Origin of the sequence: Pseudomonas sp. WS 5010 (assembly GCF_012985565.1) — a bacterium.
In the GTDB taxonomy this organism is placed as follows: domain Bacteria; phylum Pseudomonadota; class Gammaproteobacteria; order Pseudomonadales; family Pseudomonadaceae; genus Aquipseudomonas.
The window spans coordinates 836,495-856,629 of sequence record NZ_JAAQWQ010000002.1 but is presented as its reverse complement, the minus strand read 5'-3'; the positions used below and the strand labels follow the sequence as shown (position 1 = coordinate 856,629).

Sequence of the window (20,135 nt, the reverse complement as noted above, 5' to 3'; positions counted from 1 at the left end):
AGGTTCCTCTATGAGATTATCCGGCCACTACCGTAGGACGCTTTCCGGTTGACTGCAATGACTTGGCACATCCTTCAGTTCACTTCCAAGCGCCAGCCCATGACGTCCCAGCTCAGAACGTGAGTCGGCGCCAGTGCCTTGAGAAACGCTGCGTCATGGGAGACCGCAATCAGCGCCCCGGTAAACCCCTGTAAAGCCTGTTCGAAGGCCATCACCGACTCCAGGTCCAGATGGTTGGTCGGCTCATCCAGGAGCAGCAATTGCGCGGGAACCTTGCGCCATAAGGCAATCGCCATGGCAGCCTTCAAGCGCTCGCCACCGCTGAGCTGGCCGATGGGCTGGGTGACGCGCCATGCATCCAGTTGCAACAGCGCCAGACGGGTGCGCAGTTCGGCTTCGGCCATTGGCGTGTCCATCAATTTCAGTTGCTCGACGATCGACTGCTGGTCATCGAGCAGGGTCAAGTGCTGGTCGAGATAGGCGCTGGGTACATGAACCGTGCATGCGCCGCTGACAGGTTGCCAATGCCCCGCCAGCAGCTTGAGCAGGGTGGACTTGCCGCAGCCATTGGGCCCGTGGACCGCAACCCGGACCGGCCCGCACAGGCTCGCGTTGATCAGGGTGCTCGGCGCGCGGGGATCGAGCCAGGGCAACTGGCAGTCGGTCAAGGTTGCCACTTGGCGGCCCGCCGGCAGGGGTGTGCCGGGCAAGGCAAGGAAGGTCGGCGTTTGGTCCACCACCCGTTCGTGGGCCGTGCGCACGCGTTCGTTCAAGGCCTGCTTGTGCTGCACATGGGCGCTGCGCACGTTGCTGACGATTTCATTGGCGGCGCCTTTCCAGCGGGATTTGGTGAAGGCATCGACATTGGCGGTCTCTGCATGTTTACGGGCACTGGCGGCGTGGCGCTGGAAACTGTCGATAGCCTTTTTCAGGCGCTGGTGCTCGCGCCGCCGATCCAGCCGGGCATGTTCCAGGGCGGCCTGAGCGGCCTGTTGCTCGGCATCACGCTGCGCCCGATAGTCATCGTAGTTGCCGCCATAGAGCCGGGCCCCGAGGGGCGACAGTTCGATGATCCGCCCCAGGGTATTGAGCAGGCGTCGGTCGTGGCTGACCACCACCAAGCCGCCGCGCCAGGCGCCAAGGGTCGCCAGCAGCCAATCGCGGCCGGCACTGTCGAGGTGGTTGGTGGGTTCGTCGAGGATCAGCAACTGCGGCGCGCCCAGCAGGCCACCAATCAGGGCGATCCTGGCCAGTTGTCCACCGCTGAGTTGGCCGGCGGGCTGATCGGGGTCGATCTCGGCCAGACCGGCGCCGTCCAGGGCCTGGCGCAGGCGTTCGGCCAGGTCCCAGCGATCATCGATCACTTCCAGGTCGTCGGCCTGCGCGCGTCCCGCGGCCAGGCGCTCAAGTGCCGCCAGAATAGGCGCGCAACCGCAGACCTGGGCCACAGTCTGCCCCGGTAACAGCTCAATGCTTTGTGGGACATAGGCGATACGCGCCGAGGATTTGATAACCCCATGGGATGGCTCAAGCACGCCGGCCAGCAGGCGCGCCAACACACTCTTGCCCATGCCATTCCGGCCGACAATCCCGGTCGGGGTGCAATCGATGGACAGGTTGAGGTCTTCCAGCAAAGTCTCGCCATCGGCGAACTGAAAACCCAGGTGATGCAAGGAAACAAGTACAGGCAGCCGGTTGACGTCAGTCATCAGCACCTCCAGAACAATGTGGCACAAGCCAACAAGCGCGCCAGGCGGCTCGTTGCGTTTACATGTTGGAAGGCTTAGTTGTTCACGTCGGCGGTCGTCCTGCAGTCGGGAGGGATTGGTAGCCTAGCGCAGTTCAGTCATTTTTCCTACATCGGTGGCGTCAGTGCCTACAGTTGCTCAAGAAACATCGCCAACCCCACTTCTTCGGCTTTCAAGCCCTTGCGCACCCTGGGCCTGGGCAGTTTCGCCAGGCCGCCCAGGCTGAAGTGCTCCAGCACGGCCGGGTGGATGTAGCATTTGCGGCACACCGCCGGGGTATTGCCCAGTTGCCGGGCGACATTCTTGACCATCTCCACCACATGCCGTTTTGCATCCGACTCCGGTTGCCATGCCAGTTCGCGCAACACGGCCAGGGCCAGGGCACTGCCGGCCCAGGTGCGGTAGTCCTTGGCGGTAAAGTCGGCGCCGGTGAGGCTGTGCAGGTAGGCGTTGACGTCGGTGGAGCTGACGGTATGCCGCTCGCCGTTCTCGTCCAGGTACTGGAACAGGTTCTGCCCCGGCAACTCCAGGCAGCGCTTGAGCACGGTGGCCAGGCGCCGGTCCTTGATACTGACCTGGTGCTCGACGCCGCTCTTGCCACGGAACTGGAACTGGATTTCGCTGCCCTTGATATCCACGTGGCGGGTACGCAGGGTGGTCAGGCCATAGGAGCGGTTATCGCGGGCGTACTGGCTGTTGCCGACGCGGATCAGCGTGGCATCGAGCAACAGCACGACGGTGGCCAGGACCTTCTCGCGGTTGAAGCCCGGCGCATCGATTTGCGCTTGTAGCTGCTTGCGCAATTTGGGCAGCGCGTTGCCGAACTGCTGCAGGCGCGAATACTTGTCGCTGTCGCGCACTTCACGCCAGCGTGGGTGATAACGGTATTGCTTGCGACCACGGGCATCGCGGCCGGTGGCCTGTAGATGGCCCTTGGGGTCGGCGCAGATCCACACATCGGTATAGGCCGGCGGGATGGCCAGGGCGTTGATGCGCTGGATTTCGTCGGCGTCGCTGATGCGCTGGCCGTCGCTCTGGAAGTACTGGAACTTGCCCCGCAGTTTACGGCGGCTCAGGCCCGGCTGACTGTCGTCAACGTAGTGCAGGTCACGGGGCAGGTCGACGGGCAGGGTGGAGTCGGGCATGGCAGAGTCCTTGGCAACAAATCAGGCCGGTATGCCTGATTGACCGCAGCACCGGGCCGTGCGTTCAAGCCAGTACGGCGACCGCCTTGATCTGTGCCCATAACGCCTGGCCGGGATGCACTTGCAACTGGTCCCGGGAATAACGGGTGATGCGCGCCAGCAGCGGCGTACCCGCCGCGTCGAGCCGTACCAGCACATGCGCACTGTTATCGGCAGGGATCTCCTGGGTCACGGTCACGGGCAAGCAATTGAGGATACTGCTGTGCTCCCCAGGTTGCAGGCTGAGGCTCACGTCCCGGGCCTGGACCTTGAACCGCAAGTGTTTGCCCAGCTCCAGCGGCGCGTGGGCTACGCGCATTTGCAGTGGGCTGTCGGGCAATTGCAGGGTCAGCAGTTGGTAATGGGCGTCATGCTCGCTGACCGTGCCGTTGATCACCACGCCGGCATCGTCGCCCAGGGCCAGCGGCAGGTCGAGCCGCGCCAGAGTCTCGCCAATCGGCCCGCTGGCCAGGGCCTTGCCCTCACTGAGCAGGACAATATGATCGGCCAGGCGCGCCACTTCATCCTGGGCATGGCTGACGTACAGCACCGGGATTTCCAGTTGATCGTGCAGGCGTTCCAGGTAGGGCAGGATCTCGCCTTTGCGCTGGCTGTCGAGGGCGGCCAGGGGTTCGTCCATCAGCAATAGCTGCGGGCTGGTGAGCAGGGCGCGGGCGATGCCTACGCGTTGGCGCTCACCGCCGGACAAATGCTGGGGGTGGCGATCCAGCAGGTGGCCGATCCCCAGCAAGTGCGTGGCGTGGGCCATGTCCACGCGACGCTGGGCCTTGGGGATCCGCTTGAGGCCGAACTCCAGGTTGGCCAGCACCGACAGGTGGGGAAACAGGCTGGCTTCTTGAAACACATAACCCAGGGCGCGCTTGTGCGGCGGCACAAACACGCCGTTGCGGCTGTCTTGCCAGACCTGATCGTTGATTTGCACAAATCCATCGCCGGCCCGTTCCAGCCCGGCAATGCAGCGCAGGCACGTGGTCTTGCCCGAACCCGAATGCCCGTAGAGCGCGGTGACGCCGCGCCCTGGCAGCTTGAGGTCCACGTCCAGGGCAAATCCGGAGTAGTGCAGTTGCAGGCGCACCTCAATCATCGACATCAGCTCCAACCCGCTTTGGTTTTACGGCTGGAGTAGAGCGCCAGCAACACCAGGAAAGAAAACACCACCATGGCCCCGGCCAGCCAGTGGGCTTGGGCGTATTCCATGGCTTCGACGTGGTCGTAGATCTGCACCGAGACCACGCGGGTCTTGTCGGGGATATTGCCGCCGATCATCAGCACCACGCCAAACTCGCCCACGGTATGGGCGAAGCCGAGGATCGACGCGGTGATAAAGCCGGGACGGGCCAGCGGCAGGATCACCGTGAAAAATGTATCCCAGGGATTGGCCCGCAACGTCGCGGCAACTTCCAGGGGACGGCTGCCGATGGCCGAGAACGCGTTTTGCAACGGTTGCACTACAAACGGCATGGAATAGATCACCGAGCCAATCACCAGGCCGGCGAAGCTGAACGTCAGGGTGCCCAGGCCCAGCCATTGGGTGAACTGCCCGAGGTAGCCATGGGGACCCATGGTCAGCAGCAGGTAGAAGCCAATCACCGTCGGCGGCAGCACCAGGGGCAGGGCGACCACCGCGCCAATCGGCCCGCGCCACCAGGAACGGGTGTGCGACAGCCACAGAGCGATGGGAGTGCCGATAATCAGCAGAATCACGGTGGTCAGCGACGCCAGTTTCAGGGTCAGCCAGATCGCGGAAAAATCGGCACTCGATAGTGGCATTTACAGTTGATAACCGTAGGATTTGATAACGGCAGCGGCTTTCGGCCCCTTGAGGTAGTCAACCAGTGCCTTGGCGGCCGGGTTGTCCTTGCCTTTGTTGAGGATCACCGCGTCCTGTTTGATTGGGTCATGCATCTCGCCCGGCACGATCCACGCCGAGCCGCTGCTGACTTTGCCGTCTTTATAGATTTGCGACAAGGCGACAAAGCCCAACTCGGCATTGCCGGTGGACACAAACTGATAGGCCTGGGTGATGTTCTGGCCTTCGACCAGCTTGCTCTTGACCTTGTCGGTCAGGCCCAGCTTGGCCAGGACCTGGGTAGCCGCGAGGCCGTAGGGTGCGGCTTTCGGGTTGGCGATGGACAGGTGCTGGTATTCATTTTTTTGCAGCACCGCGCCCTTGGCATCCACATAACCTTCCTTGGCCGACCACAGCGCCAGGGTGCCCACGGCATAGGTGAAGCGCGAGCCCTTGACGGTGTCGCCTTCGCTTTCGAGCTTTTGCGGGGTGGTGTCGTCGGCGCTGAGGAACACTTCAAACGGCGCGCCGTTCTTGATCTGGGTATAGAACTGCCCGGTGGCCCCGTAGGCGGCGACCAGTTTGTGCCCGGTGTCTTTTTCGAAGTCGGCGGCGATCGCCTGGATCGGCGCGGTGAAGTTGGCGGCGACGGCCACTTGCACTTCATCGGCGTGGGCTGTGCCCAAGGTAAAGAGGGCGATCAGGGTGGCCAGGCCGGTGGGGGCCAGGCGTTGGGCGCGAATCATCATGAAGCAGCTCCTTGGGGTGCCGACGTGGCGGCTTGTTATAGTTAATCGCTATGTATGGGAATATATAGCGGTTCGCCATCGTCGGTACAGTGCAAAGTTGTCTCAGGGGTCTAGCCCTTGTTGAGTTGCGCCAGCGCCTGGCGGGCCAGGCTCAGGGTCAGCTCGCGGGTGGACAGGTCTTGCCCCAGGCGCAGCGCCTGGCCGGCCCACAGGCTGCTGAAGTCGGCTGCATCCAGGGCGCGCAACGGCAGCAATGCACCACCGGCCAAGGGAAACGCCGGGGCGGTGGGATTGATTGGCCCAAGTTCGCGCATCACGCGATTGATGATCCCCCGCGCCGGGCGGCCGGTGAACAGGTTGGTCAGTGCCGTTTCGCTGGCCTGGGCGCTGTGCAATGCCTGATGGTGGGCGGGGGTGATAGTGGCTTCGGGCGTGAACAGATAGGCCGTGCCGATCTGCACCGCCGAGGCGCCGAGGGCGAACGCGGCAACCATGCCCCGCGCATCGCCAATCCCGCCGGCGGCGATTACCGGCACGCTGACTGCATCGACGATCTGCGGCACCAGGGCCATTGTGCCGATCTGGCTGGTGAGGCGGTCGCTGAGAAACATCCCGCGATGCCCCCCGGCCTCATACCCCATGGCGATGATTGCATCGCAGCCGTGCTGCTCCAGCCAGATCGCCTCCTCGACGGTGGTGGCGGACGACAGCACTTTTGCCCCGGTGGCCTTGACCCGGTCCAGCAGCGCTTTTTCCGGCAGGCCAAAGTGGAAGCTGACGACTTCCGGGCGGAATTCTTCCACCACCTCGCAGCTGGCATTGTCGAACGGTGCGCGGTTGGAGAGCGGGGTGGGCGCGTCAAAATCTGCACCCAGCTCACGGTAGTAGGGCTCCAGCAAATCCTTCCACTGGCGATCCCGCTCGGGGTTGGGGGCCGGTGGCCGGTGGCAGAAGAAGTTGACGTTCAAGGGGCGGGCGCTGGCCTGGGCAATGGTGGTCAACGCCTGGCGCAGTTGCTCGATGCTGAGTGTGGCCGTGGGCATCGAGCCCAGCGCCCCGGCCTGGCTCGCGGCGATCACCATCTCGGGGCTGGTGCTGCCGGCCATGGGCGCCTGGATGATCGGCAATTCAATGCCCAGCAGGTCGAGAATGCGGGTGTCTGGCCAGGTGCTCATGGATCGCTTCTCCAATGATGGAACGCTCAGGAAGGGCTGCCCGGCCCTTTTAACAGGGCCGGCCGGGGCAAGGCCAGTCTGTATTATTCACTGGACGCCGGCTGTGGTTCATGCGGGGTGTGGCGTTCGCGCTGGAGCAACAGCTGTTTGCGCTCCACGCCCCAACGGTAACCCGATAGATGGCCATCGCTGCGTACCACGCGGTGGCAGGGAATCGCCACGGCCAGGCTGTTGGCGCCGCACGCCTGGGCAACGGCACGAAAGGCGCTGGGTGCGCCGATGCGCTTGGCAATCTCGGCGTAGCTGGCGGTGCTGCCCACCGGGATTTCCCGCAGTGCCTGCCAGACCCGCTCCTGGAAGGCGGTGCCGCGCAGGTCCAGGGGCAGGTTCAGGCCCAGGGCAGGCGCCTCGATAAACCCCACCACCTGGGCAATCAACTGTTCAAAGCCGGGGTCGGCACCGATCACATTGGCCTGCGGGAACTGGTCTTGCAGGTCGCGCGCCAGTTGGTCCGGGTCGTCACCCAGGAGGATCGCGCAGACCCCGCGATTGCTCTGCGCCACCAGAATCGCCCCCAGGGAACACTCGCCGACGGCAAAGTGAATATCGTTATGGATGCCACCGGCTTTGTAGTCGCTGGGCTTCATGCCGAGCAACTGGTCGGCTGACGCGTAGAAGCGGCTGTTGGAGTTGAAACCCGCGTCGTACAGCGCATCGGTCACCGACTGGCTGTCCTGCAGGTGCGCCCTGACCTTGCGTGAGCGATGGGCGCGGGCATAGCCCCGGGGTGTCAGCCCGGTCAGGGTCTTGAACACGCGGTGGAAGTGGAACGGGCTCAAGCCGGCGCCGTTGGCCAGGTCTTCCAGGGCGGGCAGGGTCTGGGCCTGTTCGATATGACGGCAGGCGGCGGCAATCAGGTGCGCATGGCGTTGCGCAACCTGGGTCTGGTCGGCCGAGGTGCGTTTGTTGGGGCGGTACCCGGCGGCTTCGGCTTGCTGCGGTGTGTCGAAAAACTCGACATTCTTGCGCAGTGGCTGACGTGCGCTGCTGCTGGGGCGGCAATACACGCCGGTGGTCTTGACCCCGTAGACGAAGGTCAGGTCGGCCGTGGCGTCGCGGGCGACAATGGCTGCCCAGCGCAGATCATCTTCAGTGCTCATGGCAATAGCTCGGCAATGGATCAGTGGCCAGGATAATAAACCGGGGGCGCCCGGGCACTCCGTTGCTTGCGGTGGAATTCACCGGGGTCAGCCGGCCCTGCGAAACGTCAGGTTGATCCGTTGCGGCCCCATGCGCGGGTGCACGCCTTCCTTGATCGGCAGCACCCCATGAAAGCGCAGGCGATCGACGCCGCCCCAGACCGCTACGTCGCCATGGAACAGCGAGATCTTTTGTGTCTTGTCACTGCGCTGATGGCCGCCAAACAGAAACACCGCCGCCAGCCCCAGGGACAATGAGACCACCGGGGCGCTGTAGTCGCGCTCGTTCTTGTCTTGATGCAGGGACATTCTGGCGCCGGGTACATAGCGGTTGATCAGGCAGGCGTCGGGTGCAAAGCCGTCGAAGCCGGCAGCCCTGGCCGCGTCGATCGCCAGTTCGCGCAGCACGGCCGGCATGCTCGGCCAGGGTTGTTGGCGCTCGGGGTCCAGAGGGCTGTAGCGATAGCCCTGGCGGTCGGTGGTCCAGCCCAGTTCGCCGCAACTGCTCAGGGCTGCCGACATGGTAAAGCCACCGGGGGTGACCATCTGCCGGAACGGTGACTGGCCGAGGACGGCACGAAGCTCGGGCAATACACGCTCAAGCCAGGGCAGGGCATAGCCCCTGAGGACGTAGGATTGTTCGCCGATTTGCTCGCGACGGGCCGGTTGTTGCAAGGCCTCGTCGCTGAACAGGTCACCCGTGGAATCAGGTTGCACAATCACTCCGCTGCTGGTCGTAGTTTTACAGGGCCTTGCTCACGGTGATCTCAGTGATTTCGTCACTGGCATCGTGAATTTTCGCCAAGGCCTCTTGGGCCTCTTCGATGCTCGCCGCGTGCAGTTGGGCAAATTCGAAGCGGCGTTCGCCGTTGAGTTTGTACTTGATGACGTATTTGGTGGTTTGAGTCACGGTGATTCCTGTGGCTTGGGTGGCAATCAGCTGAGTTTGGTGCTGGTGCGGCGAACAATGCGGATCTTATGGGACAACGCTGGCTTGCGGGTAACGCTGATGGCACGGCGCGTCACCACATCCAGGGTGATGTTCCAGAACCCGGTGCTTGGCGCGGTGATCTTGGCCGGGAACTTGTCGAAGGCGCCACCGTGATAAGTGTGGCGACCGCCATTTTTGAAGCTGCGAAAATTCGCATCGCTCATCAGGCGGATATTGCAGGTCTGGGAGCATTCAATGACGACAATATCCCCTTCGTTCAAGTGTTCGCGCTGGTGGATGAATTTCATGGGGGGGTGTCTCCAGAAGGGCTTTTTCTGAAAAATCAGAACGATACGTAGGTTAAGATGGAGTTTATCAGCCCCAGCACGTTTATTATCGGGTCGTCGTCGACGTCTTCGACAATTTAAAACAGTTATTTACCGATATATCAGGGATAAATCCTACGTGGGCGGGAGAAAAATACCATCTCCGCTGTCGTAGGGTCTTTATCGGAGGTTTTGTATGAAGTGGAGTGTATTGGTTCTGGCCCTGGCAATAGGTGGATGTGCTTCGGTTTCAGACATCAAGCAGACACCGCCAACCCTGGCGGTTATCTCCGGGAAAAAACCGCAGGAATACGCGGCGTGTGTGGTGCAGAAACTGTCGTCGACCCGTCGTCCGCCGCAGATCGAGCCTCACAAGGAAGGTGTGCGGGTGATTGTGCCGCAGAAGTTTTCGGCTGACCCATCGGCCATTTTCGAGATTGAAGACCGCTCCAGCGGTAGCAGCATCAAGCTCTACGAGAGCATGTCCAATGTGCCGATTCGTCCGGGTGACGTGAAAAAAGCTGCGGAAGACTGTATTTCCGGCTGAGTCCACGCCGCCGCTCATACGCGATCAACTCCGATCAAAAAGCCCGGCCTGCGGTTGCAGTGCCGGGCTTTTTATTGTCGGCAATTTCTTACATGGCGGTTGTGACTGTCGGCTCATTACCCTACCATTTGTAGGCTTATGCATTGTAGGTCTAAGCATATAACTATAAAAATGGAGTCGTGATGATGTCTGTGGAGAGAGTGTTGATGGGTGGCGTCTTGCTACTCATGCTCGGCAGCGCGCAGGCGCTGGAGGGCAACAAGATATTCAGTGAAGGTGGCGCGCAGCCTGGCGCGGCGGCGTGCATGGCATGCCACGGGGCGGATGGCCTGGGGTTGGCTGCTGCGGGTTTTCCGAGGCTTGCGGGGTTGCCGGCGGCTTATTTGAGCAAGCAACTGCATGATTTCAAGAGTGGCACGCGCAGCAACCCGGTGATGACGTCGCTGGCCAAGGCGCTTACCGAGGAAGAAATCGCGGCGGTGACCCAGACACTGGCGGCGATGCCGGCACCTGCCGTGGCCGTCGGCCATCGTAGTGCTACGCCGAACAGTCCAGCTGCAAAACTGGCGCTGCAAGGCGCCTGGGAACGGCAGATTCCGGCGTGCGTCAGCTGTCATGGCCCCTCGGGCGTGGGGGTTGGCGAGGCGTTCCCGCCGCTGTCCGGGCAGTCCGCGGCCTACCTGGCTGCCCAGCTCAATGCCTGGCGCGGTGGCACTCGGCACAACGACCCCAATGACCTGATGGGGCACGTGGCCAAATCCCTGACGGATGACGAAGTGCAGGGTATCGCCAATTACTTCGCCTCCTTGCCTGGCCAGGAGGTCAAGCCATGAAGAATCTGTCATTTGCACCCGTGTTGGCCGCGTTGATCAGTGTGCCGGCGTTGGCCGCACCGATTGCCATGGAAGATCAGTCGCAACTGCAGGTGCCGGCTGCGGTGCCCGCCGCCAAGGCGTTCCAGCCGCCCCAGGAAAGCGAACTGCCTGACAACGCCTACGGCAAGCTGGTGATGCAGGGCTATGCGTTGTTCGTCGATACCAAGCGCCTGGCGCCGCAGTTTGTCGGCAACGGCCTCAATTGCAGCAACTGTCACCTGGATCAGGGGCGCCTGGCCAATTCCACGCCCCTGTGGGGGGCGTACCCTATGTACCCGGCGTACCGTAAGAAGAATGACAAGGTCAACTCCTTTGCCGAGCGCCTGCAGGGCTGTTTCCAGTTCAGCATGGATGGCGGCACGCCACCGGCAGCGGACAGCCATGAGATTGCCGCGCTGTCGACCTATGCCTACTGGCTAGCGAGCAAGGCACCCTTGGGCGTGGAGTTGCCGGGGCGTGGTTACCCGGAGGTGCCACAACCGGCCAAAGGCTACAACCTCGCGCAGGGTGCCGAGGTGTACAAGGCGCAATGTGCGGTGTGCCATGGCGCCGAAGGGCAGGGGCAGAAGGTGGGCGACAGCTACGTGATGCCACCGTTGTGGGGTAAGGATTCCTACAACTGGGGCGCCGGTATGCATCGGGTCAACACCGCAGCGTCCTTCATCAAGCACAACATGCCGCTGGGCAAGGGCGGCAGCTTGAGCGACCAGCAGGCCTGGGACGTAGCGGCCTATGTCAACCGCCATGAGCGCCCGCAGGATCCGCGCCTGGTAGATGGCTCGGTGGAGAAAACCCGCGTGAAGTTCCATGCCAATGATGGGGTGAACCTGTACGGGCAAACGGTAGACGGCGTGCTGATTGGCCAAGGCATCCGTTAAACTGTTGCCTGAACACAACAAATGCCGCTCAAGCCCCGGGGTTTGAGCGGCATTGTCATTCTGGAAAAGCAATTATGAAACGTGAGCGCGTCAAAGAGCGGCATGCAGAGGGTCATATCTCTGCGACCCATGTGATTCAAAATCCGGCCAATTCGGGGGAGTGGATCGTGTTTTTCAAGAAAAGCGGCGGGCGCAGCTTTTTCCTGGTGGATGACCAGGACGAGGTCGAATCCTTTGAAAAACTCGATGACCTGATCGACACCATTCGCAGCCTCGGCATCAAGTTCGCCGAGATTCACATGTAGCCGCCCAGCTTACTTGCAGACCACCACTACACTGCGACCCTTGAAGTTGCCCACATCGGCGCCCAGGGTCTTGTCGCTTTCCTTCAAGGCTGGCGTGCCTTCGGTGCCGACGATGCGGTAACCGGTGCCGGCGCAGGAGGCATCGGCCTTTTCGTAGCAACTGGCCCAGGAATTGGCCTCGCCCGAACAGTCAATGGTCAGGCCTTGTTCGCCGTTTTTCAGGTAAATGTCGGAAGTGGTGGTGCAGCCGGCGAGCGCCAGTACCGAGGTCAGTGCCAGGATCTTGTTCATGTAAGGTTCGTCGTTGAGAAGTGTTAAGGGGCGCGCTGACACTGTTGTGGGGCGTTTCAGCGAGATTATAGCGAACGGCCATCAAGGTACAGACAATCACAAAAAAGCCCCGTTCACCGGGGCTTCATGCGCAACCGCAGAGGCTTATTTGCCCTTGGGTCGCTTGCTCGACGCGTGGCCGGCTTCATCCACAAATACTTCGGCTACCGCAATCGCCTGGCTTTCGGTGGCGAATACGCCGGCAACGCTGTCGCCGTGAAAGTTGATCAGGTGCCAGCCGTCTGCTCGCTTGGTGATCAGGTAGCCGTTTACGCCTTTGGGTTCTGACATCTATTAACAATCTCGTGGTCTGGTGTTCAAGCTGGCAATGATAGCGCCAAATGCCATGGGGGCGCGTAAGTTGTTGCAGGTCAGTGCCGAACCCCATAAAGCGTGCTAAAAAGGATATGGCCCTTTGAAATCAGGGGATGCTGGGTTTTCTCCGGTGCCGTTGGGGCCGCTTGTTTGAACATGGGCGGAACTAACGCCGACATTTTTTCTCTATGTTGACATCGCAACGCCAGCAGCGCCCATTGTAAGGTGGCTGCGGCCTGATTAGACTGCGCCGAATTTCGTACGCACAGCCCTTATTAAGGACTTATATGATCAAGAAATGCTTGTTCCCAGCAGCCGGTTACGGCACTCGCTTCCTGCCAGCGACCAAGGCCATGCCTAAAGAAATGCTGCCGGTGGTAAACAAGCCACTGATCCAGTACGGCGTCGAAGAGGCACTGGATGCCGGCCTGAACGAAATCTCCATCGTCACCGGTCGTGGCAAGCGCGCCCTGGAAGACCACTTTGACATCAGCTATGAACTGGAAAACCAGATCAAGGGCACCGACAAGGAAAAATACCTGGTCGGTATCCGCAAGCTGCTCGACGAGTGCTCGTTCTCCTACACCCGTCAAACCCAGATGAAAGGTCTTGGTCATGCCATCCTCACCGGTCGCCCGCTGATCGGTGACGAACCGTTTGCCGTGGTCCTGGCGGACGACCTGTGCGTGAACCTGGAAGGCGACGGCGTCTTGACCCAGATGGTCAAGCTGTACCAGAAATACCGCTGCACCATCGTTGCAGTGCAGGAAGTCGATCCTTCGGAAACCAACAAGTACGGCGTGATCGCTGGCGACGACATTGGCGATGGCCTGATCCGTGTGCGCGACATGGTCGAGAAGCCAGCGCCGGAAGATGCCCCGTCGAACCTGGCGATCATCGGTCGCTACATCCTGACCCCGGATATCTTCAAGCTGATCGAAGAAACCGAGCCAGGCAAGGGCGGCGAAATCCAGATCACCGACGCATTGTTGAAGCAGGCCAAGGACGGTTGCGTCATTGCCTACAAGTTCAAGGGTCGTCGTTTTGACTGCGGTGGCGCCGAAGGCTACATCGAGGCGACCAACTTCTGCTACGAGCACTTCTACAAGACTGGCAAGGCTTACTGATTAAGCATGGCCTGTTGAGTCTCAAGAAAGCCACCTTCGGGTGGCTTTCTGGTTTTTTGGGTACAAGCGGGTATCCTGATGCCCTGCCGAGGAGAGTGAAATGGCCTACGATTTTGATCTTTATGTAATTGGCGCCGGTTCCGGTGGCGTTCGGGCGGCACGCTTTGCCGCAGGGTTTGGCGCGAAGGTCGCCGTGGCGGAAAGCCGCTACCTGGGCGGGACGTGTGTGAATGTGGGCTGTGTGCCGAAAAAGCTGCTGGTCTATGGCGCGCACTTTGCCGAAGACTTCGAGCAGGCCAGCGGTTTTGGCTGGTCCCTGGGCGAGGCGGACTTTGATTGGGCGACGCTGATCGCCAACAAGGACCGCGAGATCAATCGCCTCAATGGCATCTACCGCAACCTGCTGGTCAACAGTGGCGTGACCCTTCACGAAGGCCACGCGCGCCTGACCGGGGCGCACGAGGTCGAGATCAATGGAGAGCGCTTCACCGCCAAGAATATCTTGATCGCCACTGGCGGCTGGCCGCAGATTCCCGAGATTCCGGGGCACGAGCACGCTATTGGCTCCAATGAGGCGTTCTTCCTTAAAGAGCTGCCCAAGCGTGTGCTGGTGGTGGGCGGTGGTTATATTGCGGTGGAGTTTGCCGGGATTTTCCATGGCCTGGGCGCACAGACATCGCTGCTGTATCGCGGCGATCTGTTCCTGCGTGGCTTCGATGGTGCGGTGCGCAAGCATTTGCAGGAAGAACTGACCAAGCGCGGCCTGGACCTGCAATTCAACGCCGATATCGCGCGTATCGACAAACAGGCCGATGGCAGCCTCAAGGCCACCCTGAAGGACGGTCGTGTGTTGGAGGCCGATTGCGTGTTCTACGCCACCGGGCGGCGTCCGATGTTGGACAACCTGGGCCTGGAGCACACCGGGGTCAAGCTGGACGAGCGTGGTTTTGTCGCGGTCGACGACCTGTACCAGACCGCCGAGCCTTCGATCCTGGCCATTGGCGACGTGATCGGTCGCGTGCAGTTGACGCCTGTGGCATTGGCCGAAGGCATGGCCGTGGCGCGTCGCCTGTTCAAGCCTGAGCAATACCGCCCGGTAGACTACGCGATGATCCCGACGGCGGTGTTCAGCCTGCCGAACATCGGCACCGTAGGCTTGAGCGAAGAGCAGGCTAGGGCCGATGGGCATAACGTGCAGATCTTCGAAAGCCGCTTCCGGCCGATGAAGTTGACCCTGACCGAGTGCCAGGAGCGCACCCTGATGAAGCTGGTGGTCGATGCCGACACCGACAAGGTGTTGGGTTGCCACATGGTTGGGCCGGAGGCGGGCGAGATCGTCCAGGGCCTGGCGATCGCCCTCAAGGCGGGGGCGACCAAGCAGCATTTCGACGAGACCATCGGCGTGCATCCTACGGCGGCGGAAGAATTCGTCACCATGCGCACGCCAGTGGCTGGCTGATCAGGCCTGGGCCGCTGCCTCTGGCGTCGTTGCAACGACGGCAGCCAGGCGCAGCGCCTCGATGGTGGCCTGGGCCTTGATCAGGTCCAGTTCCACGGCTTTGTAGCTGTGCTGTTGCTCGGCCAGTGCCTCCTGGCGTGACTGGCTGTCCAGCACCGCTACCCGCAGGCGCTCCTGGAGCAGGGTGCGTTCGCTGTCGATCACGCTCACCTGTTCGCTCAGCTTGAGTTGCTGGGCCTGAGCCTTGCGGCTTTGCTCCTGCAGGGCAGCCAATTCCTTCGCCGTAACCCGGTGTTCAATCAATAGCCGCTCATTGTCGCGATGCAGTTGGGTGATCTCGTCCTGGCGCACCAGGGCGCTCTGCTGTGCCTGGCGCAATTCAGCCTGCAGTTGTTGCAGCTGGCCTTCGTGGCGGCGCTGCTCCTGTTCGCGCTGATCCTTGATGGCATTGCGGTAGTGCTCAAGGGCATCGCGGGCGTGCAGGTGCTTTTCTTCCAGCGAACGAATCTGTTCGTCCTTGTCCGAGAGCCGTAGCTCGTAGTCGCTGCACGCCTGGCTAAGCCCGGCGTTACGGGTTTGCTCGGTCTGCAGGCTGGTGCTGGCGGTTTGCAGCGCGGCGCTTTCTTCGGCGAGGGCGGTGCCCTGGATATCAAATTGCTGCTGGAGTTGGCTGTGTGCGGCTTCAAGCGCTTCTACCTGGGCGAGCAGGGCGCTTTTTTGCTGTTCGAACTGGGCCAGGGCCAGGTCGATGGGCTCCTGGGCTTTCTCTTTCAGGCGCTGGGCCAGGCGTGTCACCAGTTCGCCGAGCTCGTCGTCGATGGGGGCTTCGGTGATGGTGAGGCGGGTTTCGCTCTCGTCGAGCTCTTTTAAATAGCGGTGAATGGTGGTTTTCGAGCCGGTATTACCCATTTCGATGCGCACCGCATCAATGCTGGGGTTTTCGCCGCGGGCGAGAATTGCCATGCGTGCCGTTTGAACTACTGCTTTGTTGATGCCACCGCGTGCCATGGGGTCTCCGTCGATTTGATACTGTGGTATGTATTATGTACATACATACTATATCACGAATAAAAACACGTTGAAATTCATCATTTAACAGGTGGGATATTGGCGTATTATCCCGTGTCATGACTTGCCGGACTCTCTCCGGGCGCAGTTCCCGTACACCAACCTCTGTAGGAGCCGGCTTGCCGGCGATCGCGGCATGAGTGAACTAGATCGATACCTGAACGCCGCCACCCGCGATAACACCCGTCGCAGCTATCGCGCTGCCATCGAGCACTTTGAGGTGAGTTGGGGCGGCTTCCTGCCCGCCACCAGCGACAGCGTGGCGCGATACCTGGTGGCCTATGCCGGGATGCTCGCGGTCAATACGCTGAAACTGCGGCTCTCGGCGCTGGCGCAATGGCACACCAGCCAGGGTTTTCCCGATCCGACCAAGGCGCCGGTGGTGCGCAAGGTGCTCAAGGGCATCCGCGCCTTGCACCCGGCCCAGGAAAAACAGGCCGAACCCTTGCAGCTCCAGCATCTGGAGCAGGTGGTCGGCTGGCTTGAGCGTGATGCCGAGCAGGCGCGGGCAGAGGGCGATCGACCGCGCTGGCTGCGTGCCAAGCGCGACACGGCCTTGATCCTGCTGGGCTTTTGGCGCGGCTTTCGCAGTGATGAGCTGTGCCGTTTGCAGATCGAGCATGTCCAGGCGGTACCAAGCGCGGGCATCACCCTGTACCTGCCGCGCAGCAAGAGCGACCGCGAGAACCTCGGCCAGACCTATCAAACCCCGGCGCTGCTGCGGCTGTGCCCGGTACAGGCCTATAGCGAATGGCTGAGTGCCTCGGCCCTGGTGCGCGGCCCGCTGTTTCGCGGGATCGATCGCTGGGGCAACCTGGGTGAGGAGGGGTTGCATGCCAACAGCGTGATCCCGCTGCTGCGCCAGGCCCTCGGGCGGGCCGGCATTGCCGCCGAGCAATACACCAGCCACTCCCTGCGCCGTGGCTTTGCCACCTGGGCCCATCGCAGCGGCTGGGATTTGAAGTCGCTGATGACGTATGTCGGCTGGAAGGACATGAAGTCAGCCATGCGCTATGTTGAAGCGACGCCCTTTCTTGGCATGACTCAGGCCCGCGAACCGCTGCTTTAAGATTTCTTCTATTAATACAGCTGGTTGATAGCCAAAACCAATCGCAAGCATCAGGTTTGCCAATGAGCCATCGGCGATGAGACTGGGTAGGATTCACCCATCAACTTACTAACCCCTGACGGAGAGTCAACGATGCCTATCATCAACAGCCAAGTAAAACCGTTCAAAGCCACCGCTTACAAAAACGGCAACTTCGTAGACGTGTCGGACGCTGACCTGAAAGGCAAGTGGTCTGTCGTGTTCTTCTACCCAGCCGACTTCACTTTCGTCTGCCCAACCGAACTGGAAGACCTGGCTGACAACTACGCCGAATTCCAGAAACTGGGCGTCGAGATCTACAGCGTGTCCACCGACACCCACTTTGCCCACGCTGCCTGGCACAACACCTCGCCAGCCATCGGCAAGATCCAGTACACCATGATTGGCGACCCGACCCTGACCATCTCCCGCAACTTCGACGTGCTGATCGAAGAAGCTGGCCTGGCAGACCGTGGCACCTTCGTGATCAACCCTGAAGGCCAGATCAAGATCGTTGAGCTGAACGACGGCGGTGTTGGTCGTGACGCTTCAGAACTGCTGCGCAAAATCAAGGCGGCCCAGTACGTTGCTGCCCACCCAGGCGAAGTGTGCCCAGCCAAGTGGAAAGAAGGCGAGGCTACCCTGGCTCCGTCCCTGGACCTGGTCGGCAAGATCTAAGTCTGTGAAGTATCAAGGGCGGATTGCCGCACCTTAAGTAAGCTGCACCGCCCTCAAAAACGCCCGGGCGAGATTCGCTCGGGCGTTTTTTTTTACCGAATTGATTTGAAATAGGAAATCGCCCGTATGTTGGACGCCAATCTTAAAGCTCAGTTGAAGTCATACCTGGAACGGGTCACCCAGCCGATCGAGATCGTCGCCTCCCTCGACGACGGTGCGAAATCCCAGGAAATGCTTGCCCTTTTGCAGGACGTAACCAGCCTCACCACGCTGATTAGCCTGAAAACCGATGGCAATGACGCGCGCAAGCCATCGTTCTCCATCAACCGCCCGGGTGCCGATATCAGCCTGCGTTTTGCCGGCATCCCCATGGGTCATGAATTCACTTCGTTGGTGCTGGCCCTGCTGCAAGTCGGTGGCCACCCGTCGAAGGCCAGTGTCGAAGTGATTGAGCAGATTCGCAGCCTGAAAGGCGAGTTCAGCTTCGAGACTTACTTCTCGCTGTCCTGCCAGAACTGCCCGGACGTGGTCCAGGCGCTGAACCTGATGGCTGTGCTCAACCCGAACATCCGCCACGTCGCTATCGACGGCGCACTGTTCCAGGCTGAAGTCGACGAGCGCCAGGTCATGGCAGTGCCCAGCGTCTACCTCAACGGTGTGAACTTCGGCCAGGGCCGCATGGGCCTGGAAGAAATTCTCGCCAAGCTCGACACCAGCGGTATCGAAAAAGCGGCCGAGAAAATCAGCGCCAAGGACGCCTTTGATGTACTCGTCGTCGGTGGTGGCCCGGCAGGTTCTGCCGCGGCTATCTACGCCGCGCGTAAAGGTATCCGCACGGGGGTGGCCGCCGAGCGTTTTGGTGGGCAAGTGCTGGACACCATGTCCATCGAGAACTTTATCTCGGTACAGGAAACCGAAGGCCCGAAACTGGCCAGCGCCCTGGAAGCCCACGTGCGTCAGTACGACGTGGACATCATGAACCTACAGCGCGCCAGCAGCCTGATCCCGGCGAAAAATCCCGGTGAGCTGCACGAAATTCGCTTCGAGAGCGGGGCGACCCTCAAGTCCAAGACCGTGATCCTGGCCACCGGCGCGCGCTGGCGTGAAATGGGCGTGCCGGGCGAGCAGGAGTACAAGGCCAAGGGTGTGTGTTTCTGCCCACACTGCGATGGCCCGCTGTTCAAGGGTAAGCGCGTGGCGGTGATCGGCGGCGGTAACTCCGGTGTTGAAGCGGCCATCGACCTGGCCGGTATTGTCAGCCATGTCACGTTGCTCGAGTTCGACAGCAAGTTGCGCGCCGACGCGGTATTGCAGCGCAAGCTCTACAGCCTGCCGAACGTTGACGTGATCACCAGTGCGCTGACCAGCGAGGTCAAGGGTGATGGCCAGAAAGTCACCGGCCTGGCCTACAAGGACCGCGATACCGGCGAGTTCAAGACCATCGACCTGGAAGGCATCTTTGTGCAGATCGGTTTGCTGCCCAACACCGATTGGCTCAAGGGCACGGTGGAGTTGTCGCCCCGTGGCGAGATCATTGTCGATGCCCGTGGCGAGACGTCACTGCCAGGCGTGTTTGCCGCAGGTGACGTGACTACGGTGCCGTACAAGCAGATCGTGATTGCGGTGGGCGAGGGCGCCAAGGCTTCCTTGAGTGCTTTTGATCACCTGATCCGAGCGTAAGGCCTGAAACTAAAAAACCCATGAGAGATCATGGGTTTTTTGTGGCCGTTGCTTTTGTGGGCGCTGGCTTGCCTGCGGTGCAGGCAAACACCACGGTGATACCCTCCTGCTGGGGCATCAAGCCGGTTTACAGCGGTGCTGGCTGGATGATCTCAACCCAGTACGCGTCCGGGTCCTTGATAAACGCCAGGCTTTTCATGCGCCCATCCGTCAGGCGCTTCTGGAAGTCACAGCCCAACGCTTCAAACCGCTCGCAGGCCGCCACGATATCCGGCACCGAAATGCAGATATGGCCAAACCCGCGCGGGTCGGTGTTGCCATTGTGGTAGGCAAAGTCGGCATCGTTCTCGGTGCCGTGGTTGTGGGTCAGTTCCAGGATGCCCGGGATCGACTTCATCCACTGGGTACGTGCGGCGGCATCGGCTGGGATCTGCGCCTTGTCGACCAGGGCGAGGAAGTACAGGCTGAATTCGGCTTCCGGGAAGTCGCGCTTCTCAACCAGGGAAAAACCCAAGACGCGGGTGTAGAAGTCCAACGACTTGGTGATGTCCTTGACCCGCAGCATGGTGTGGTTGAACACGAAGTTCGCAGTGGCGGTGTCGGGTTGGGCGGTGACGCCCGGGAAGGTGTTCAATTCGTGCAGGCTCATGGGCCCTCCAGAAAA

The 20,135-nt window shown here is 61.1% G+C and carries 23 protein-coding genes; 9 read left to right on the top strand and 14 right to left on the bottom strand.

Annotated elements, in window-relative coordinates; translation table 11 throughout:
- Positions 1-74 precede the first annotated feature (74 nt).
- From HBO11_RS08440 to HBO11_RS08395, 10 genes are all read right to left on the bottom strand, one after another.
- Positions 75-1,709: an ABC-F family ATP-binding cassette domain-containing protein gene (locus tag HBO11_RS08440; RefSeq protein ID WP_169955819.1), complete on the bottom strand. Its 1,635-nt coding sequence runs from the start codon at positions 1,707-1,709 to the stop codon at positions 75-77.
- A gap of 167 nt (positions 1,710-1,876) precedes the next feature.
- A complete protein-coding gene (locus HBO11_RS08435; protein ID WP_169955820.1) occupies positions 1,877-2,893 on the bottom strand; it encodes a DNA topoisomerase IB in 1,017 nt (338 codons plus the stop codon).
- A 64-nt stretch (positions 2,894-2,957) separates the two neighbouring features.
- Positions 2,958-4,043, bottom strand: coding sequence for a molybdenum ABC transporter ATP-binding protein (gene modC, locus HBO11_RS08430; RefSeq protein WP_169955821.1), 1,086 nt, complete (start codon positions 4,041-4,043; stop codon positions 2,958-2,960).
- Positions 4,043-4,723 carry a molybdate ABC transporter permease subunit gene (gene modB, locus HBO11_RS08425; protein ID WP_169955822.1) on the bottom strand — a complete coding sequence of 227 codons (681 nt, stop codon included), beginning with the start codon at positions 4,721-4,723 and terminating at the stop codon, positions 4,043-4,045. Before modB ends, modC begins: the two co-directional genes overlap by 1 nt.
- The gene (gene modA / locus HBO11_RS08420; RefSeq protein WP_170058059.1) at positions 4,724-5,491 is read right to left on the bottom strand and encodes a molybdate ABC transporter substrate-binding protein; all 768 of its coding nucleotides are present in this window, start codon (positions 5,489-5,491) and stop codon (positions 4,724-4,726) included.
- A gap of 110 nt (positions 5,492-5,601) precedes the next feature.
- Positions 5,602-6,666 (bottom strand): nitronate monooxygenase, encoded by a 1,065-nt coding sequence (locus HBO11_RS08415; RefSeq protein ID WP_169955824.1) that lies wholly within the window; start codon positions 6,664-6,666, stop codon positions 5,602-5,604.
- A gap of 83 nt (positions 6,667-6,749) precedes the next feature.
- Positions 6,750-7,826 (bottom strand): bifunctional DNA-binding transcriptional regulator/O6-methylguanine-DNA methyltransferase Ada, encoded by a 1,077-nt coding sequence (ada, locus tag HBO11_RS08410; protein ID WP_169955825.1) that lies wholly within the window; start codon positions 7,824-7,826, stop codon positions 6,750-6,752.
- Between the two features lie 87 nt (positions 7,827-7,913).
- Entirely contained in the window at positions 7,914-8,582 is a 669-nt protein-coding gene (gene alkB, locus HBO11_RS08405) for a DNA oxidative demethylase AlkB (protein ID WP_169955826.1), read from the bottom strand.
- Positions 8,583-8,607: 25 nt separating this feature from the next.
- Complete coding sequence (locus HBO11_RS08400; protein ID WP_169955827.1) at positions 8,608-8,775, bottom strand: hypothetical protein; 168 nt, start codon at positions 8,773-8,775, stop codon at positions 8,608-8,610.
- 26 nt (positions 8,776-8,801) lie between these two features.
- Complete coding sequence (locus HBO11_RS08395) at positions 8,802-9,104, bottom strand: DUF1883 domain-containing protein (protein ID WP_003173824.1); 303 nt, start codon at positions 9,102-9,104, stop codon at positions 8,802-8,804.
- Between the two features lie 214 nt (positions 9,105-9,318).
- Here HBO11_RS08395 and HBO11_RS08390 point away from each other — a divergent pair, with 214 nt between their 5' ends.
- From HBO11_RS08390 to HBO11_RS08375, 4 genes are all read left to right on the top strand, one after another.
- Positions 9,319-9,669 carry a hypothetical protein gene (locus HBO11_RS08390; RefSeq protein WP_169955828.1) on the top strand — a complete coding sequence of 117 codons (351 nt, stop codon included), beginning with the start codon at positions 9,319-9,321 and terminating at the stop codon, positions 9,667-9,669.
- Between the two features lie 182 nt (positions 9,670-9,851).
- The gene (locus HBO11_RS08385; RefSeq protein ID WP_169955829.1) at positions 9,852-10,502 is read left to right on the top strand and encodes a c-type cytochrome; all 651 of its coding nucleotides are present in this window, start codon (positions 9,852-9,854) and stop codon (positions 10,500-10,502) included.
- Positions 10,499-11,422, top strand: coding sequence for a c-type cytochrome (locus HBO11_RS08380; RefSeq protein WP_169955830.1), 924 nt, complete (start codon positions 10,499-10,501; stop codon positions 11,420-11,422). The genes HBO11_RS08385 and HBO11_RS08380 overlap by 4 nt, the downstream gene beginning before the upstream one ends.
- A gap of 74 nt (positions 11,423-11,496) precedes the next feature.
- Positions 11,497-11,727: a hypothetical protein gene (locus HBO11_RS08375; RefSeq protein ID WP_169955831.1), complete on the top strand. Its 231-nt coding sequence runs from the start codon at positions 11,497-11,499 to the stop codon at positions 11,725-11,727.
- 9 nt (positions 11,728-11,736) lie between these two features.
- Here the strand turns inward: HBO11_RS08375 and HBO11_RS08370 are convergent, their stop codons facing one another.
- Both HBO11_RS08370 and HBO11_RS08365 read right to left on the bottom strand, forming a co-directional pair.
- Positions 11,737-12,018, bottom strand: a complete 282-nt coding sequence (locus HBO11_RS08370; protein WP_169955832.1) for a hypothetical protein — start codon at positions 12,016-12,018, stop codon at positions 11,737-11,739.
- Positions 12,019-12,162: 144 nt separating this feature from the next.
- A complete protein-coding gene (locus tag HBO11_RS08365; RefSeq protein WP_076960784.1) occupies positions 12,163-12,348 on the bottom strand; it encodes a hypothetical protein in 186 nt (61 codons plus the stop codon).
- Positions 12,349-12,659: 311 nt separating this feature from the next.
- Here HBO11_RS08365 and galU point away from each other — a divergent pair, with 311 nt between their 5' ends.
- Both galU and gorA read left to right on the top strand, forming a co-directional pair.
- Positions 12,660-13,499 carry a UTP--glucose-1-phosphate uridylyltransferase GalU gene (gene galU, locus HBO11_RS08360; protein WP_029294645.1) on the top strand — a complete coding sequence of 280 codons (840 nt, stop codon included), beginning with the start codon at positions 12,660-12,662 and terminating at the stop codon, positions 13,497-13,499.
- Between the two features lie 100 nt (positions 13,500-13,599).
- On the top strand, positions 13,600-14,958 hold the full coding sequence (gene gorA / locus HBO11_RS08355) for a glutathione-disulfide reductase (RefSeq protein WP_169955833.1): 1,359 nt from the start codon (positions 13,600-13,602) through the stop codon (positions 14,956-14,958).
- Here the strand turns inward: gorA and HBO11_RS08350 are convergent, their stop codons facing one another.
- Entirely contained in the window at positions 14,959-15,966 is a 1,008-nt protein-coding gene (locus HBO11_RS08350) for a DNA-binding protein (protein ID WP_169955834.1), read from the bottom strand.
- A gap of 196 nt (positions 15,967-16,162) precedes the next feature.
- Here HBO11_RS08350 and HBO11_RS08345 point away from each other — a divergent pair, with 196 nt between their 5' ends.
- From HBO11_RS08345 to ahpF, 3 genes are all read left to right on the top strand, one after another.
- On the top strand, positions 16,163-17,095 hold the full coding sequence (locus HBO11_RS08345; RefSeq protein WP_169955835.1) for a site-specific integrase: 933 nt from the start codon (positions 16,163-16,165) through the stop codon (positions 17,093-17,095).
- 132 nt (positions 17,096-17,227) lie between these two features.
- Positions 17,228-17,791 (top strand): alkyl hydroperoxide reductase subunit C, encoded by a 564-nt coding sequence (gene ahpC, locus HBO11_RS08340; protein ID WP_010210361.1) that lies wholly within the window; start codon positions 17,228-17,230, stop codon positions 17,789-17,791.
- A gap of 126 nt (positions 17,792-17,917) precedes the next feature.
- Positions 17,918-19,471, top strand: coding sequence for an alkyl hydroperoxide reductase subunit F (ahpF, locus tag HBO11_RS08335; protein ID WP_169955836.1), 1,554 nt, complete (start codon positions 17,918-17,920; stop codon positions 19,469-19,471).
- Positions 19,472-19,598: 127 nt separating this feature from the next.
- Here the strand turns inward: ahpF and gloA are convergent, their stop codons facing one another.
- The gene (gene gloA, locus HBO11_RS08330; RefSeq protein ID WP_169955837.1) at positions 19,599-20,120 is read right to left on the bottom strand and encodes a lactoylglutathione lyase; all 522 of its coding nucleotides are present in this window, start codon (positions 20,118-20,120) and stop codon (positions 19,599-19,601) included.
- Between the last annotated feature and the right edge of the window lie 15 nt (positions 20,121-20,135).

Excerpts from the sequence above, each read along its gene's own strand:
- HBO11_RS08440 (WP_169955819.1), bottom strand. The coding sequence starts at position 1,709 with ATGACTGACGTCAACCGGCTGCCTGTACTTGTTTCCTTGCATCACCTG.
- HBO11_RS08435 (WP_169955820.1), bottom strand. The coding sequence starts at position 2,893 with ATGCCCGACTCCACCCTGCCCGTCGACCTGCCCCGTGACCTGCACTAC.
- modC (WP_169955821.1), bottom strand. The coding sequence starts at position 4,043 with ATGTCGATGATTGAGGTGCGCCTGCAACTGCACTACTCCGGATTTGCC.
- modB (WP_169955822.1), bottom strand. The coding sequence starts at position 4,723 with ATGCCACTATCGAGTGCCGATTTTTCCGCGATCTGGCTGACCCTGAAA.
- modA (WP_170058059.1), bottom strand. The coding sequence starts at position 5,491 with ATGATGATTCGCGCCCAACGCCTGGCCCCCACCGGCCTGGCCACCCTG.
- HBO11_RS08415 (WP_169955824.1), bottom strand. The coding sequence starts at position 6,666 with ATGAGCACCTGGCCAGACACCCGCATTCTCGACCTGCTGGGCATTGAA.
- ada (WP_169955825.1), bottom strand. The coding sequence starts at position 7,826 with ATGAGCACTGAAGATGATCTGCGCTGGGCAGCCATTGTCGCCCGCGAC.
- HBO11_RS08395 (WP_003173824.1), bottom strand. The coding sequence starts at position 9,104 with ATGAAATTCATCCACCAGCGCGAACACTTGAACGAAGGGGATATTGTC.
- HBO11_RS08390 (WP_169955828.1), top strand. The coding sequence starts at position 9,319 with ATGAAGTGGAGTGTATTGGTTCTGGCCCTGGCAATAGGTGGATGTGCT.
- HBO11_RS08385 (WP_169955829.1), top strand. The coding sequence starts at position 9,852 with ATGATGTCTGTGGAGAGAGTGTTGATGGGTGGCGTCTTGCTACTCATG.
- HBO11_RS08380 (WP_169955830.1), top strand. The coding sequence starts at position 10,499 with ATGAAGAATCTGTCATTTGCACCCGTGTTGGCCGCGTTGATCAGTGTG.
- HBO11_RS08375 (WP_169955831.1), top strand. The coding sequence starts at position 11,497 with ATGAAACGTGAGCGCGTCAAAGAGCGGCATGCAGAGGGTCATATCTCT.
- HBO11_RS08370 (WP_169955832.1), bottom strand. The coding sequence starts at position 12,018 with ATGAACAAGATCCTGGCACTGACCTCGGTACTGGCGCTCGCCGGCTGC.
- HBO11_RS08365 (WP_076960784.1), bottom strand. The coding sequence starts at position 12,348 with ATGTCAGAACCCAAAGGCGTAAACGGCTACCTGATCACCAAGCGAGCA.
- galU (WP_029294645.1), top strand. The coding sequence starts at position 12,660 with ATGATCAAGAAATGCTTGTTCCCAGCAGCCGGTTACGGCACTCGCTTC.
- gorA (WP_169955833.1), top strand. The coding sequence starts at position 13,600 with ATGGCCTACGATTTTGATCTTTATGTAATTGGCGCCGGTTCCGGTGGC.
- HBO11_RS08350 (WP_169955834.1), bottom strand. The coding sequence starts at position 15,966 with ATGGCACGCGGTGGCATCAACAAAGCAGTAGTTCAAACGGCACGCATG.
- HBO11_RS08345 (WP_169955835.1), top strand. The coding sequence starts at position 16,163 with ATGAGTGAACTAGATCGATACCTGAACGCCGCCACCCGCGATAACACC.
- ahpC (WP_010210361.1), top strand. The coding sequence starts at position 17,228 with ATGCCTATCATCAACAGCCAAGTAAAACCGTTCAAAGCCACCGCTTAC.
- ahpF (WP_169955836.1), top strand. The coding sequence starts at position 17,918 with ATGTTGGACGCCAATCTTAAAGCTCAGTTGAAGTCATACCTGGAACGG.
- gloA (WP_169955837.1), bottom strand. The coding sequence starts at position 20,120 with ATGAGCCTGCACGAATTGAACACCTTCCCGGGCGTCACCGCCCAACCC.